The sequence below is a fragment of the Nonomuraea sp. NPDC005650 genome, from assembly GCF_040605375.1.
GTDB lineage: Bacteria > Actinomycetota > Actinomycetes > Streptosporangiales > Streptosporangiaceae > Nonomuraea.
Genome location: NZ_JBEXCR010000002.1, coordinates 99,153 through 113,502, shown reverse-complemented (window position 1 = coordinate 113,502; position 14,350 = coordinate 99,153). Strand labels below are relative to the sequence as shown.

Below are 14,350 nucleotides of genomic sequence, written 5' to 3'. Positions count from 1 at the left end.
GGGTGGCCAAGTGAGCGAGTCCGGCGTCGAGCGGGTCCACCGGGAGTTCGTGACCGTCGACGACCCCCGCTGGACGCAGTGCCACGCCTCCACGCTCGCGGTGGTGGACGGCACTCCGGTCGTCGCGTGGTTCGCCGGCACCAGAGAGGGCACCCCCGACAACCGCATCCGCATCACCCGCGGCACGGACACCGGCCGGGGCGTCGACGCGGCGCGCACCCCGAAGGCGGACCGCACGGACGCCGGGTGTGGCGGTGCGGCGCGCACCCCGGAGGCGGGCCGCACGGACGCCGGATGGGGCGCGGTGCGCACGCTGGAGACGGGCCGGGAGGTCGCCCACTGGAATCCCGTGCTGGCCGGCGGCCCGGACGGCGCCCTGTGGCTGTTCTGCAAGGCGGGCGCGCGCATCTCCGAGTGGGTCACGCTGGTCACCCGCTCGCACGACGGCGGCGCCACGTGGGAGCCGGTACGCGAACTCGTCCCCGATGACCGCTCCGGCGGCCGCGGCCCCGTCAAGAACCCGCCCCTGCTCGCCCCCGGGGACGGCCCCTGGCTGGCACCCGGCTCGACGGAGCGGTGGGGCGAGCCGCCCCGATGGGACCCGTTCGTGGACGTCTCCGACGACGGCGGGCAGAGCTGGACACGTGCCCCGATCCCCGTCGACCACGGCGCGCTGACCGGCGCCGGGCACATCCAGCCCGCCCTGTGGTGGGGAGCGAACGGCCCCGTCGCGCTGATGCGCAGCACCGAGGGGCGGGCGTACCGCTCGGTCTCCCCGGACGGCGGGCGCACCTGGACGCCCGCCGAGCCCACGAGCCTGCCGAACAACAACAGCGGCCTCACGGTGGTCGCGCTGCCGTCCGGGCGGGTGGCCTGCGTGCACAACCCGGCCGCCGAGTCGTGGGGCAGCCGCTGCCCGCTCGTCGTCTCGTTGTCGGACGACGACGGGCTGACCTGGCACGCGGGGCCGACCCTGGACGACGGCGTGGTCGCGGTCGATCCGGCCGTGCCCCGGCGGCCGCCGTCCGGCGCCGCCGCCCCAGGGTTCGCGCCCGGTGACGACGGCGTCATGACCAGCGGCGTCGCCGAGTACAGCTACCCCTTCGCCGTCGTCACCCCCGACGACCTCCTCGTCACCTACACCTGGCAGCGCAGGGGGATCGTCCTCGCCCGGCTGCCCCTCGCAGATCTGGAGCCGAAGAAGCCATGACCAGCCCGTACCGCCTGCCCGTTCCCCGCGCGGAGCAGGCCGCCGCGCCGCGCACCGCGTACCTGATCGCCAGCGGAGACCTGCGCCTGTCGGCGAACGTCGCCGGCTGGGCCGCCCAGGAGAGCCTGGAGAAGGCGGTCACGGCGGCGTTCGCCGATCTCGGCTGGACGGTGGTCCGCGCGCACGAGGTGGATCCCGCGAAGGGGCACGGCTTCATCGACAGCCAGCGGATGGGCCTGGAGGTCTTCAAGACCATCCCCGCCGACGCGCCGCTGATCGTCGCGGAGGCCGTGTGGCAGTACAGCCACCACGTGCTGGCCGGGCTCCGCACCCACGGGGGTCCGATCCTCACTGTCGCCAACTTCGACGGCACCTGGCCGGGCCTGGTCGGTCTGCTCGGACTCAACGCCGGGCTGACCAAGATGGGCCGCCCGTACTCGACGATCTGGTCGGTCGACTTCACCGACCGCTACTTCCTGGACGGCCTGGCGAGCTGGGTGCGGACCGGAACCATCGTCCACGACTCCTCGCACGTCCGCCCGCTGCCTTCGCCGCCGCCCGGCCCGGAGTCGGAGCTCGGCGTCGCGCTGGCCGAGGAGCTGCTGCGCGACAAGGCCATCGTCGGCGTGTTCGACGAGGGGTGCATGGGTATGTACAACGCGATCATCGACGACGAGCTGCTCAACCCCCTCGGGATCTACAAGGAGCGGCTGTCGCAGAGCGCTCTCTACGCCGAGATGCTCAAGGTGCCGGACGCCGAGGCGGCGGCCGTGCGCGAGTGGCTGGACGCCGCCGGGATGAGCTTCGCCACCGGCGCCGACGAGACCACGGAGCTCACCGACCGGCAGCTGCGCGAGCAGTTCAAGATGTACGTCGCCGCGCTGCGGATCGCCGACGACTTCGGTCTCGACGCCGTCGGGATCCAGTACCAGCAGGGGCTGAAGGACCTGACCCCGGCCTCCGACCTGGCGGAGGGCCTGCTCAACAACGTCGTACGCCCGCCGGTGACCAGCCGCGACGGCGCCCGGGTGCTCTTCGACGGCGCCCCGCTGCCGCACTTCAACGAGGCGGACGAGGGCGTGGCCGTGGACGCGCTGGTGACCAACCGGGTGTGGACCGCCATGGGCCTCGACCCCGCGACCACGCTGCACGACGTGCGCTGGGGCGAGCAGTACGGCGACGACTTCGTCTGGGTCTACGAGATCTCCGGCTCCGTGCCGCCGTCCCACCTGACGGGCGGGTACGCGGGCGCGGTGAGCTGGCGGCAGAACCCGATGTACTTCCCCGCAGGCGGCGGCACGATCAAGGGCGTGAGCAGGCCGGGCGAGATCGTCTGGTCCCGCCTCTACATCGCGGACGCCCGGCTCCAGCTCGACATCGGCCGCGCCTCCGTCGTGGAGCTGCCGGAGGAGGAGACCGAGCGGCGGTGGGCGGCCACCAACCCCGAGTGGCCGATCGCGCACGTCGTGCACCACGGGGTCGACCGCGACCAGTTCATGGCCCGCCACAAGGCCAACCACGTCCAGGTCGCCTACGCTCCCGACGCCGCCACGGCCGACAAGGCGCTGGTGGCGAAGGCGGCGTTCTTCCACCGCCTCGGTGTGGAAGTGCACGTGTGCGGGGACGTTACCGTGTAGGCGTACCCCGGTCCGTGTGGCGCCACAAGGAAATATCCGCTCCGTCGCGACTCCCGTGGCACTATTGACGGCGGGACCGGACTGTGGCGAGCTGCCGAGTAAGGATATGGATGCCGACTGCTCACGGTATGAGTGACCTGGCGGAAACGCTCGGCAGCGATGCCGCCCAGTCGGGGCCGACCGCGCTGCGTATTCTTCTGGGTGCGCAATTGCGACGGCTGCGCGAATCCGCCGGGATTTCGCGGGAGGACGCCGGCTACCACATCCGCAGCTCACACTCCAAGATCAGCCGCATGGAGGGCGGGCGCACGAGCTTCAAGCTGCGTGACGTCTCCGACCTGCTGATCATGTACGGCGTCGCCGGCGAGGCCGAGCGCGAGGCCCTGCTCGCGCTGGCCAGGCAGGCCAACGAGCCCAGCTGGTGGCACGACTACCGCGACGTGCTCCCCGACTGGTTCGAGGCGTACCTGGGGCTGGAGCAGGACGCCTCGGTGATCCGCATGCACGAGGTCCAGTTCGTGCCCGGCCTGCTGCAGACCGAAGACTACGCCCGCGCGATCTTCGCCATCGGCAACGAGAGCGACTCGGACGAGCAGATCGAGCGCCGGGTCGAGGTGCGGATGCGCCGGCAGCGCGTCCTGGAGCCGCCCGAGCCGCGCAAGCTCTGGGTGGTGCTGGACGAAGCGGTGCTGCGGCACCGGGTCGGCAGCCGCGAGATCATGCGCGGCCAGCTCGAACACCTCGCCCGGATGGCCGCGCGGCCCAACATCACCGTGCAGGTGCTGCCGTTCAGCTGCGGCTGGGCCATGGGCGGCGTCGGGCCCGTCACCATCATGCGCTTCGCCCAGTCCGAGCTGCACGACGTCGTCTACCTCGAACAGCTGACCAACGCCCAATACCTCACCAAGGAGACGGACGTCCTGCCGTACCAACGGCTGATGGATGAGCTCGGCGTGCACGCCTCGCCCGCGTCCGCCACCCCGGCGATGCTGCGTCGGCTCATCGCCGAGCTCTGACCGTCACGGCTCGCGCGCGACCCCACAGGTCACGGCTTGCGCGCGACCCCGCAGAACGCGTCGACCTCCGGGGGCAGCCCGAACACCTCCGACTCCACCTGCCAGCGGGAGACGGACACGATGCCCGGCTCCACCAGCTCCAGCCCGTCGAAGAAGCGCGCGATCTCCTCGGGGGTGCGCAGCCGGTAGTCGTAGACCTCGCCCTTGTCGCGCAGCGCCTCGGCCTCGGCGGCGGCGTCGGGCTTGACGGTGTTCGTGCCGTCCTCGAACACCAGATAGCTGCCCGCGGGCAGCGCATCGAGCAGGTCCCGGACCAGCGCGTACGCCTGGTCGTCGTCGAAGACCGTGCCCATCACGCCCAGCAGCATGAGCGCGGTCGGCCGGCTGAAGTCCAGCGTCTTGGCGGCGAACTCCAGGATGGTGGCGGGCTCGCGGACGTCGGCCTCGATGTAGTCGCAGGCACCGCGGGGGTCGCTGGTGAGCAGGGCCTGCGCGTGCACCAGGACGAGAGGGTCGTTGTCCACGTAGACCACCCGGCTGGTGGGGTCCACCCGTTGCGCCACCTCGTGGGTATGATCAACGGTCGGCAAACCAGTACCAATATCCAAAAACTGCCTGATACCCACTGTTCCAGCTAGATATCGGACAGCTCGCCCCAAGAAGACCCGAGAATGGCGGGCGATGTCCTCCATGCCCGGGTAGATGTCCCGGAGCCTCTCGGCCAGTTGCCGGTCGACCGGGTAATTGTCCTTTCCGCCCAGCCAGAAGTTCCAGACCCTGGCCTGATGCGGCTTGCTGGTGTCGATCCTGGAGAGGAGTGCGGGATCCAGGGGTGAATCATCTGTCACGAGAGCTTCACCTCATATGTCGCATCTGCGATTTTTTCTGCCTTTCTACCAGCTCATCCTCATGTGTGTCATTGACGGAATGAACCGGTGGGGCCGGGTGGCCGTACCTCGCTGTAAGACGATGCGAGGAGGTCGGCCGACGTGCGGCACCGGATCACGAGCGTAGGCGTCGGACTGCTGCTGTCGGTGGGTCTGATCACCGCCCCGGCGGAGGCGCACGGAGCGCCGGAGAGTCCACTCAGCCGGGCGGCGGCCTGCGGGTCCGACAGTCCGCTGAAGACGCGAGCCGCCGCCTGCCGCGCCGCCGTGGCGGCCGGGGGCAAGTCCATGACCGAGGAATGGGACAACCTGCGGGTGGCGGACGTCGCGGGCAGGGACCGTCAGACGATCCCGGACGGCAAGCTGTGCAGCGCCGGCATCCCCGCGTTCAAGGGGCTCGACCTCGCGCGTGCCGACTGGCCCGCGACCACGCTCAAGCCGGGCACGCGCTTCACCTTCCGCTATCGCGGCACCATCCCGCACAGCGGCACGTTCCGGATGTACGTCACGAAGAAGGGCTACGACCCGACCAAGCCCCTGAAATGGTCCTCCTTGGAGGCGAAGCCCTTCCTCAAGGCCACCGACCCGAAGCTGACGGACGGCTCGTACGTGATCAAGGGCCGCCTGCCCTCCGGCCGGACCGGTCGCCACCTGATCTACACGATCTGGCAGAACTCCGACACGCCTGACACCTATTACTCCTGCTCGGACGTGGTCTTCCGCAACACCGCGCCCGCCGCCGCCGCGGCCGCCGGTCAGCCCAGGCCCGCGGCGGCGTACCGGCTCACCGGGTACACCGGCATGCCCTGGCTGGTCACCGCCGGCGCGCTGTTCGCGATCGGCGCCGGGGCGATGGTCATCCTCCTGGCCCGGCCACGTCGTCACCGCTGATCAACCCGCCGCGTCGGTCTCCTGGTCGAGCAGGGCCGAGCTGAGGCCGCAGACGGCCGTGACGAGGGTCTCGCCCAGCTCGCGCCACGACCGCTCGGCGGTGGCCGGGTCGACCCGCCCGGTGGCCAGGTCGCCTTCGAGCTCGGCGCACATGTGCACGATGAGCAGGCGGGTCATGGACGAGTAGCGCTCGAACAGCGCGGGGTCGCGCTCCTGCCCGCGCCGGGGCCGCAGCTGCTCCAGGCGCTGGAACGAGGGCGTGCTCACGTTCGCCTCGGTCGTGAAGTCGCGCAGGGACGGCTCCACGACGGCCTGGGCGAGGAAGCGCCCGTACCAGGACGGGGTGCCCAGCTCGATGTAGTGCTCGATGCTCGGGGCGATGACGCAGGCGATCCGGTCGCGTCGCGACACCTCGCCCGAGGACTCCAGCTCGGCCACCATCGGGGCGCGGAGCCGGTCGATCTCGGCCGCGTGGCGGGCGAGGATCGCCTGGATCAGCTCGTCGCGGGTGCTGAAGTGGTATTGGACGGCGGACTTGTTGCGCTGGCCCGCCGCCTCGCGGATCATCCTGATCGAGACGTTCGCGAACCCGTGCTCCGCATACAGCCGTTCGGCGGTGTGCATGAGCTTGTCCCGGGCGCGCAGCGAGCGGGGTGACGGCGTGGCGACCGCCGTGCTGACTTTCATGGTGGATCCTTGATCTCGTCTTGCTGTGCCGTCCCCCGATCGATTATCGCCCTCGCCACGAGCACGCGATGACGCCGGCGGCCCACCTGGCGGGCCCCGGCGCCGTGCTCAGGGGGTCACCAGGTGACCCATACGTCCTGGAGCCCTCCCGACATCCCTCCGGTGCGAAGGCGCAGGTCGTCAGGGGAGTCCCGCAGCTGCAGGCCGGGCAGCCTGCGCGTCAGGGTGTCCAGCACCACCTGGAGCTCTAGCCTGGCCAGCGGCTGGCCGAGGCAGTAGTGCGGGCCCGCGCCGAAGGTGAGGTGCTGGTTGCTGTTCTGCCGCCGCGCGTCGAACCGGTCGGGGTCCGAGAACTTGGCCGGGTCGCGGTTGGCGGCGGGGATGTTGGGGATCAGCGTGCTGCCCGCGGGCACCGTGACGTCGCTGAGCTCGACGTCCTCGGTGATGAACCTGGGCACCCCGCCGACGACCGACAGCGTGCTGTCCAGGCGCAGCACCTCCTCGACGGTGCCCGGGATCAGGTCGGGGTCGTCGATCACGGCCTCGAAGCGCTCCCGGTCGGCGAGCAGCATCGCCACCATGATCGCGATCATGTTCGAGGTCGTCTCGTGGCCGGCCAGCAGCAGGCCGCGCACGGTGGAGATGAGCTCGGCCTGGCTCAGCCGGCCGTCCTCGGCGTCGGTGATCTGGGTCAGCTCGCTGAGCAGGTCGTCGCCGGGGTGCTCCCGGTTGTGGTCGACCAGGTCGGACACGTACGCGGTGAACTCCGCGTGCGCCTGGTCGACCTCCTCCTGCGTGTTGCGCGTCAGCGTCAGCATGGTGCGGGACCAGTGCGCGAACTTGTCCTGGTCCTCGCTCGGCGCGCCGACCAGCGCGCAGATGACCCGCACCGGGAGCGGCAGGCTCAGCGCGGCCGACAGGTTGCCGGGGGAGCCCTTGGCCAGCATCGCGTCGAGCAGGTCGTCGGTCATCGCCTGGACCCTGGGCCGCCACACCTCCATCTTCCGCGCCGTGAACCAGCGGCTGAGCAGGCGTCGCCACCGCATGTGGCCCTGCCCCTCCCTGATGTTCATGGTGCCTTCGGTGCGCCGGTTGAACAGGCCGCCGTCCTCGGTGGTCGACAGCCGCGCGGCGCCCTCCCTGGCGAGGTTGCGGCTGAAGCGCGGGTCCGCCAGGACGGCACGTGCGTCGTCGTACCTGGTCACCAGTGTGGCCACGTCTCCGCTCGGCAGCCGTACGTGCGACACCGGGCACTTGTCCCGCAGCTCCGCCAGCTGTGGCGGCGGCTCCAGGGCGGTGGGGCGGTCGAACGGGAAATCGGGAATCGCGTCAGCGGTCATGAGTCCTCCAGCTCGGAAGCCTGACCCTCCGAATATAAGTCGGCCGCCTTATTAAGGCAATCGCCTTGAAATGGGCGTTCCGCTCCTCCCGTCTTCGCCGTTGACGACGGCGCCCGCACCGGACGGCCTCAGAGCGTGTTGGTGCGCTGCGCGGCCTGGTAGACGGCCATGGCTTCATTACCGAAGAAGGGGCCGAACATGAACTGCGGGGCGAAGTCGTACTTGAAGCTGTTGACCGAGTTCAGCCAGCCGAGCCCGGTGGACTCGTTGAACCCCTGGAACCACGGGCCGCCGCTCGACCCGCCGGTCATGTTGCAGCGCAGGCCCTGGTCCCTGGTCTGGACGGTGTCGTTGAACGTGCGCCCGCTGCAGTAGATCAACCGGGAGCCGTCGAAGGGCGCCGCCGCCGGATAGCCGAAGGAGAACATCTGCCGTCCCCTGGGCTGGTTGAACGCCACTCCCTGCCCGCCGACCACGTCCGTCAGCGTCTGCCCCTGCAGCGGCGCGACCACGGCGGCGGCGACGTCGAAGTTGATGTCCTCATTGGCGTTCCACTGCTGCGTGGTCAGCAATCTGGAGGCGACCCAGGTGCCGAACGGGCGCCGCCCCTGGTCGAACCCGGGCACGAACACCCAGTTGCGGTGTGCGGCCCCGTTCTGCTTCACACAGTGCCCGGCGGTCATCACGACGCTCTCATTGGCACTGGTCACGGCCGAGCCCGAGCAGGAGGCGTTGCCGCCCTCGGCGGTGGTGAAGAAGACGCGCCCGGTGGTGCGGACCACGGCGCCGCCGTCGACCCAGCGCAGGCCGGGGCTGTTGGGCACCACGGCCTGCAGTCGCGTGTTGTTGACCGCCTGGGTGCCGGGGACCGACCAGGCCGCGCCCTGCGTGGTGGCGCCGCCGCCGGTGGACCAGGAAGAGCGCTGGACCGAGCCGTTCCGGCTGGCCCACGGGTCACCGACGGTCGGCCCGCCCGACTGGCTCCGGCGTGGCGGGGGAGTCCCCAGCGGCTGCGCCGCCAGCATGCGCTGCGGTGTCCAGTACTGCAGGACGCTCCTGTACTCCGACCAGGAGTCCGCCCCGGACCATCCGACGGGCCTGGGGCCGAGGCCGCTCGGGGCGCTCGCCTGGGCGGCGCCCGCCGGGACCAGTGCGCCCGCCAGAGCGAGCGCGACCGCGGAGAGCAGGACGACTCTGCGATGCATACGTACCTCCTGAAACCGGAATCTGCCGCTTGGAGGTACGTATGGCGCTAACTATCTTCCTCAAGGCATGCACATATTGATATAGGACGAATCGACGGCGATACCGAGGGGCCGGGCGGGGCGCCCGTCTGGTTGCGGTGATGAGCTGCGGCGATCACACGTAGACGCGACACTGTTACCTGCGGCCATCGCCCTTCGGCGGTCCAGGTCATAGACGCTTGGAGGACCAAGCGATGGCCGCACCCACGCCTCGAGCTATCGGCCCGTCTCCGTGGACCAGAGCGGGCGCTTGCCGTCGTAGATGACGACGTTGCCGTCGTCCTGCATCTCCAGCCGCGCGCCCGGGTTCTTGCCGGTCTTGGAGTCCCACAGCGGCGTCGTGCCCTTGTAGACGACCAGGTTGCCGTCCTTCTGCATCTGCGCGGACGCGCCCGGGTTACCGCCCGTCTTCGAGCTCCACAGGGGCTTGCCGGCCTTGTAGAGCACGAGGTTGCCGTCCTCCTGCATGACGAACTGGTAGTCGCCGTTGCGGGAGCGCACGTACTGGTTGGCCTTGAGCCCGTAGCCCGGCTTGAGCACGCTGATCGTGGCGTGGCGGGTCCACAGCGGGGTCTTGCCGGCGTAGATGACCAGGTTGCCGTCGTCCTGTACGGTCAGGCGGGCGCCGGGGGTGTCGGTGTTCGAGGCCCACAGCGGGGTCTTGCCGCGGTAGACGACCAGGTTGCCGTCCTCCTGCATGGCGGCGAACGCGCCGGGGCTGTCGCCGGTCTGGCTGCTCCACAGCGCCGTGGTGCCCCGGTACATGACCAGGTTGCCGTCCTCCTGCTGCTGCAGGACGTAGTCGCCGCCGGACGACCGCACGGAGTCACCCGCCTTGAGCAGCTGGCCCGGGTTCAACCACGTCGTACGCTCGACGCTGGCCGTGGCGCTGTGGGCCGTCGCCGCCGACGCGGCGGGCGCGACCGAGCCCACGACCACCGCGCTCGCCAGAGCCAGCGCCCCCAGATATGCCGACATCTTTCGCATGTTGCTCCCCCAGTGAGGTGATCAAGGAGAGCGACACTAACGAACGGTGACCACGGGGCCGGCTCATTTCGAAAGGCCTGAAACTGTCGGCCGCGCTACAGCAGATCGTCGCGGCGGACGGCCGCCTCCTGCCTGACCTCCGCGAGGAACGCCTCGACCGGCCTGCGCCGCAGCGGGCCGGTCCGCTCGCCGGCGAGGGTGCCCAGCGGGTGCACGCGCTGCACGTCCAGCAGCCAGCAGCCGTGGATCCCCGCCAGCAGGTTGTCGAGCAGGTCGAGGGCCGGGCGGGTGGGGTCGAGCGGGGTGATCGGCAGGTAGACGGCGTCGAAGTCGAGCCCGAGCTCGGGATGGTCGGCGTGGGCCCGCTCGGCGAACTCCTCGGCCGCGGTGATCCGGTGCCTGGCCTCCGTGACGCCGCTCAGGTGCCCCTCGGCGATGTGCAGCGCGTGGCGGATCATGGGCATGACGGCCTGCCGCGGGGACGTGCCCGTGCCGATCGCCGTCACGATCTCGATGAGGCTCTCCAGGATGAGGGGCTTGACGCCGTCGACCCTGGCCACGACCTGCGCGGGGTGCAGGCGGGCGCGGCGGGCGGTGGTGGAGGCCGCCGCGTAGAGCCAGTGCGCGGCGGCGATGGCGGCCGCGGCAGGGTCCACCTGGGTGAACAGCTCCTCGGGACCGAACGGATGCCGGCGCAGCAGGCCGTCGGCCTGGGAGACCTGGAGCGGGGAGGCGTCCTCGCGGCTGAGGACGACGGCCTGCTGCGCGCGGTCGGACAGGTCGCCGAGCTCGGCCTGCTCGATGGCGGCCAGCTCGTCGGTGACCTCCGTGATGATGCGGACCGTGAGCTGCGAGGTGTCGAAGGCGCGCAGGGAACGGCCGACGCGCTGGGCGCTGTCCTCGACCCTGGTGGTCGCCGTGGGGAACGGGTTGCCGGCGGCAGGGCCCGGGCTGGTCAGCGCCGGGACGATGGAGGCGAAGGCGTCGCGCTCGCACTGCCGGAACCAGCCCAGGCTGTTCGGTCCGTGCCGCTCCGCGGTGCTGGCCGGATGGGTGTAGCAGCGCCAGCAGGCCTGCGACAGGTCGGTCAGGGAGGTGGCCAGCCGCAGGCCGTCCCAGGCGGAGCGGGCCGGGGGCAGCTCGGCCACGGTGGTGGCCGTGTCGCCGATGCCCGTGCTCCATTGGGCGATGAGCATGTTGCGGCTGTGGTCTATGGCGTACCGGGTCACGCGACCTCCTCGGTTGAAGGGGGCGGGGTGAGCGTGATGGCATGCCCAGGATGCTGTATTCACCTCCGATCCGGAGGGGATTCGCGCCGACTGCGGGTCGCTGATCAGCGCTTTTGCCGGGAAATGTGGCGTAACTCCTCTGCTAGAAGCCGAACGCCGCCGTCGGGTCGTCGAGCAGTCCCAGCAGCGTCGTCACCGCCTCCTCGTCGTGGAGGTCCACCCGGGCCAGGTGATCGACGATCACCGTGACGTCCGCCGCGCGGCGCCGGGACGGCGAGCGCGAGGAAGGGGTCCGCTCGGCCGCGGCGGTCCGGCGCCCTTCGAGGACCCGGCGGAACGGCTCGTGCTGGAGACCGCCCGCGAGCTGCTGGAGACGGGGGACCTGGGGGACGTGACGTTCGCGGCGGCGCTGGACTCGCTCGGCCAGGCCCGGCTCTACGGGCTGATCACGCTGATCGGCTACTACCGGCTGCTGGCCGTCCAGATGCGGGTGCTGCGGATCGGCGGCTGACGGGGCCGCGACGGAGGGGACGTGGCGGTGGTGGCGGCAAGGCCGCGCGTCTGTTCGCAGCGCGCGGCCTTGGCGGCGTCAGGAGACGGTCAGGTAGAACGCCGCGTCGGCCCGCACCCTGTAGGAGACCTGGCTGTAGACGGCGATGGTGTCCAGGCGGTTCTGGCCGCAAACCGACGGTTCGAGCTCGACGGACAGCGAGCGCGGAGCCGCGTACTGGCCGATGGGCGTGGCGTGGATCGCCGCCGTGCCGGTCAGGTCGACGCTCTCGTCGACGGCCACGCAGTAGACGCCCTTGTACGGGTGCCAGACGTCGGTGACGTGGCTGCTCTGGACCAGGGAACCGTCCAGGTCCACCTCGGCCGACGCCTGGGCGTACGGCGTGTCCGCGTAGGCGGCGGCAGGTGTCAGGACGGCGACTGCGGCGAGCACCCCTGCGGCTATACGCCTGATGTTCTTCATTGGTTGTCCCTTCGGTCCAGATCAGGAGATGGAGAGGTCGAAACCGGAGTCGGCGAGCCGCGCGGTGTGGGGGTTGTAGACGTTGACCGTGATGGTGTTGTCCCGGTGGCAGGTCGCCGAGGGGTTCCTGAAGGCGATGTGCGGCAGCCGCAGCGCGTGACGCGGAGTGATCTGGATGACTGCCTCGGTCACGTCGACGTCGTGGGTGACCTGCACGCAGTACTTGCCGGTGGCGGCCCGCCAGGTCGCGACGATGTTCTTGCCCAGGTTCAGCCGGCCGTCCGCGTCGACGACCGCCCCGGCCCGCGCGTACGGGGCCTTGAGTTCGTCGGCGTACGCCGCGGAGCCGACGGCCAGAACGAGACCGGTGGCGGTCAGAGCGAGCCCGCCCGCCAGGATACGACGGAGCATGAAGTCCCCCTCGGTTACAGACAGATGTATGCCACGACAGAAAGTAATTACGTGCGGGCTGCTACACCGCGAGCCACCCCGGAACGCGACGCTCAAGCTTTTTTGATCGACCGCAAGTGAACCCGTGGCCGACCGTAAGCGTCGTGCCTGCTCTGACTGCTGGACGTAGGAGACGACGACGCGCCCTGACCGCCGGGGCGATCAGGGCGCGTGCGTGGCTGCGTCAGGTCGGTGTCAGTCTGTCCAGGCTCCCTGGACGGTGAGGGTGGGCCGGTGATGTGTGATGACGGTGATATCAGACATGCTGCGACTATCGCCGTCAGAGCGGGCCCGCACCATGATGTGGCGCCGAGGTTGTCCGGAACCTTGGGAGTCTGGTCCTAAGGAGGCGGGATCGCGGGGCCAGGAGGGCGGCGAACTGCGGCTTTGGGAAGCGTCTGACCTGTTTATCCGAAAAATACGCATATTGTGGGCGATCGCCGAGACGGAAGAACGTCAGTGGGAAGGATTAGCGTGGGGCGGTACGTCCCGGGCTAGGGCCGGCGATCGGTCCCGACGCCATGGATGTGGCAGCGTTCGAGCGGAGGGAATCGATCGTGGGGTCTTTCGTGGGCGGTGAGCTGCCCCCGGACGACGTCGTCGTCACAGCCCTGCGCGCCGGGGACGAGGCGATGTTCGCGGCGCTGCTCGACACCTGGTCCGGCGGCATGTTGCGGGTGGCCAGGTCCTACGTGTCCACCGACCACTCCGCGGAGGAGGTCGTCCAGGACACCTGGCTGGCGGTGATCGGCGGGATCGACGCCTTCGAGAGCCGCTCGTCGGTCAAGACGTGGGTCTACCGCATCCTGATCAACACCGCGAAGAAGCGCGGCGCCCGCGAGAGCCGCACGCTGCCGTGGAGCGCCTTCGAGCACGACGGCGTCTCGGTGGCGGACCAGGGCTTCGACGCGGTGCTGCCGGGCGGCTGGAAGGAGCTCCCCGTGACCTGGCCGACGCCGGAGAGCGAGGCGCTGGCCTCGGAGGTGCGCGGGCTGATCGCCGAGGGGCTGGCCAGGCTGCCGCCCCGGCAGCGGATCGTGATTACCCTGCGGGACGTGGAAGGGTGCACGTCCGACGAGGTGTGCGAGATCCTGGAGATCTCCGAGGCCAACCAGCGGGTGCTGCTGCATCGCGCCCGCACCGCCGTGCGCGGCTGGCTCGCCGACTATTTCGAGTCCGTGAAGCAGCCGGAGTAGCGCGTGGGCTTCTCCTGGGCGGCGAAGCGGCGACAATAAGTGAAACGGTTCATATCCAGAGGCAAGGCGGTCGACGTCGTGAAGCGGTTCACCTGCGACGAACTGGCGGAACTCATCACCGCCTACCTTGATGACGCCCTCGACCGGCCGGCCAGCGACGGCGTGCGGGCGCATCTGGCCTGCTGCGAGGGGTGCGGGCGCTACGTCGAGCAGTTCCGCGCGACCATCGGCGCGCTCGGCGACCCGCCTCCGGAGAAGCTGCCCGCCGACGTGCGCGACCGGCTCATCTCCGCCTTCCGCGAGCGGCGCCGGTTATGAGCCCGCGGGGCCATGGGCTCCGGCCGGGTCACCCGCGGAAGCTCGCCCGCAGCGCGGCGAGCACCGGCGCCGGCATGACGTCGTCCCGCAGGCAGCGCAGTGCCGCGATCGTCGCGAGGACCTGCGCCAGCCACCCCGAACACGCCGGGCAGGCGCCCAGATGGTCCGCGACCAGCCGCCGTCGTCCCGCCGGGAGCGCCTCCTCCAGATAGTCGGTGAGCAGCGCGAGCACCTCATCGCACCTGAGGTCGTCCGCTGCTCGCTCCATATGACCTAGTCCCGGTC

At 70.4% G+C, this 14,350-nt stretch carries 16 protein-coding genes; 7 read left to right on the top strand and 9 right to left on the bottom strand.

Going from position 1 to position 14,350, the window contains the following annotated elements; translation table 11 throughout:
• The first annotated feature begins 10 nt into the window (after nucleotides 1-10).
• The 3 genes from ABZS69_RS03320 (at nucleotide 11) to ABZS69_RS03310 (ending at nucleotide 3,863) form a co-directional block, all read left to right on the top strand.
• Nucleotides 11-1,210, top strand: a complete 1,200-nt coding sequence (locus ABZS69_RS03320; RefSeq protein ID WP_355365664.1) for a sialidase family protein — start codon at nucleotides 11-13, stop codon at nucleotides 1,208-1,210.
• The gene (locus ABZS69_RS03315) at nucleotides 1,207-2,847 is read left to right on the top strand and encodes a hypothetical protein (RefSeq protein WP_355365662.1); all 1,641 of its coding nucleotides are present in this window, start codon (nucleotides 1,207-1,209) and stop codon (nucleotides 2,845-2,847) included. Before ABZS69_RS03320 ends, ABZS69_RS03315 begins: the two co-directional genes overlap by 4 nt.
• A gap of 128 nt (nucleotides 2,848-2,975) precedes the next feature.
• Nucleotides 2,976-3,863, top strand: coding sequence for a helix-turn-helix transcriptional regulator (locus tag ABZS69_RS03310; protein ID WP_355365660.1), 888 nt, complete (start codon nucleotides 2,976-2,978; stop codon nucleotides 3,861-3,863).
• A 29-nt stretch (nucleotides 3,864-3,892) separates the two neighbouring features.
• Here ABZS69_RS03310 and ABZS69_RS03305 read toward each other — a convergent pair whose 3' ends face one another.
• Nucleotides 3,893-4,711, bottom strand: a complete 819-nt coding sequence (locus tag ABZS69_RS03305; protein WP_355365657.1) for an SAM-dependent methyltransferase — start codon at nucleotides 4,709-4,711, stop codon at nucleotides 3,893-3,895.
• Between the two features lie 141 nt (nucleotides 4,712-4,852).
• Between ABZS69_RS03305 and ABZS69_RS03300 the strand changes: the two genes are divergently transcribed.
• Nucleotides 4,853-5,641 (top strand): lytic polysaccharide monooxygenase, encoded by a 789-nt coding sequence (locus ABZS69_RS03300; RefSeq protein ID WP_355365654.1) that lies wholly within the window; start codon nucleotides 4,853-4,855, stop codon nucleotides 5,639-5,641.
• Here ABZS69_RS03300 and ABZS69_RS03295 read toward each other — a convergent pair whose 3' ends face one another.
• The 5 genes from ABZS69_RS03295 to ABZS69_RS03275 form a co-directional block, all read right to left on the bottom strand.
• Entirely contained in the window at nucleotides 5,642-6,328 is a 687-nt protein-coding gene (locus ABZS69_RS03295; protein WP_355365651.1) for a helix-turn-helix domain-containing protein, read from the bottom strand.
• A 116-nt stretch (nucleotides 6,329-6,444) separates the two neighbouring features.
• On the bottom strand, nucleotides 6,445-7,668 hold the full coding sequence (locus ABZS69_RS03290) for a cytochrome P450 (protein ID WP_355365648.1): 1,224 nt from the start codon (nucleotides 7,666-7,668) through the stop codon (nucleotides 6,445-6,447).
• 128 nt (nucleotides 7,669-7,796) lie between these two features.
• The gene (locus tag ABZS69_RS03285) at nucleotides 7,797-8,873 is read right to left on the bottom strand and encodes a peptidase (RefSeq protein ID WP_355365645.1); all 1,077 of its coding nucleotides are present in this window, start codon (nucleotides 8,871-8,873) and stop codon (nucleotides 7,797-7,799) included.
• A gap of 255 nt (nucleotides 8,874-9,128) precedes the next feature.
• Nucleotides 9,129-9,890 (bottom strand): hypothetical protein, encoded by a 762-nt coding sequence (locus tag ABZS69_RS03280; protein ID WP_355365642.1) that lies wholly within the window; start codon nucleotides 9,888-9,890, stop codon nucleotides 9,129-9,131.
• Between the two features lie 104 nt (nucleotides 9,891-9,994).
• Nucleotides 9,995-11,128 carry a hypothetical protein gene (locus tag ABZS69_RS03275; protein ID WP_355365639.1) on the bottom strand — a complete coding sequence of 378 codons (1,134 nt, stop codon included), beginning with the start codon at nucleotides 11,126-11,128 and terminating at the stop codon, nucleotides 9,995-9,997.
• A gap of 343 nt (nucleotides 11,129-11,471) precedes the next feature.
• Here ABZS69_RS03275 and ABZS69_RS03270 point away from each other — a divergent pair, with 343 nt between their 5' ends.
• Nucleotides 11,472-11,639, top strand: a complete 168-nt coding sequence (locus ABZS69_RS03270; protein ID WP_355365636.1) for a hypothetical protein — start codon at nucleotides 11,472-11,474, stop codon at nucleotides 11,637-11,639.
• Nucleotides 11,640-11,717: 78 nt separating this feature from the next.
• On the opposite strand, the gene ABZS69_RS03265 is transcribed toward ABZS69_RS03270, so the two are convergent.
• Nucleotides 11,718-12,101, bottom strand: a complete 384-nt coding sequence (locus tag ABZS69_RS03265) for a hypothetical protein (protein WP_355365633.1) — start codon at nucleotides 12,099-12,101, stop codon at nucleotides 11,718-11,720.
• Nucleotides 12,102-12,122: 21 nt separating this feature from the next.
• Nucleotides 12,123-12,512 carry a hypothetical protein gene (locus ABZS69_RS03260; protein WP_355365630.1) on the bottom strand — a complete coding sequence of 130 codons (390 nt, stop codon included), beginning with the start codon at nucleotides 12,510-12,512 and terminating at the stop codon, nucleotides 12,123-12,125.
• Between the two features lie 596 nt (nucleotides 12,513-13,108).
• Between ABZS69_RS03260 and ABZS69_RS03255 the strand changes: the two genes are divergently transcribed.
• Nucleotides 13,109-13,747 (top strand): RNA polymerase sigma factor, encoded by a 639-nt coding sequence (locus ABZS69_RS03255; RefSeq protein WP_355365627.1) that lies wholly within the window; start codon nucleotides 13,109-13,111, stop codon nucleotides 13,745-13,747.
• A 78-nt stretch (nucleotides 13,748-13,825) separates the two neighbouring features.
• Nucleotides 13,826-14,065, top strand: coding sequence for a zf-HC2 domain-containing protein (locus tag ABZS69_RS03250; protein ID WP_355365624.1), 240 nt, complete (start codon nucleotides 13,826-13,828; stop codon nucleotides 14,063-14,065).
• Nucleotides 14,066-14,093: 28 nt separating this feature from the next.
• Here the strand turns inward: ABZS69_RS03250 and ABZS69_RS03245 are convergent, their stop codons facing one another.
• Nucleotides 14,094-14,333 carry a zf-HC2 domain-containing protein gene (locus ABZS69_RS03245; RefSeq protein WP_355365621.1) on the bottom strand — a complete coding sequence of 80 codons (240 nt, stop codon included), beginning with the start codon at nucleotides 14,331-14,333 and terminating at the stop codon, nucleotides 14,094-14,096.
• Nucleotides 14,334-14,350 lie beyond the last annotated feature (17 nt).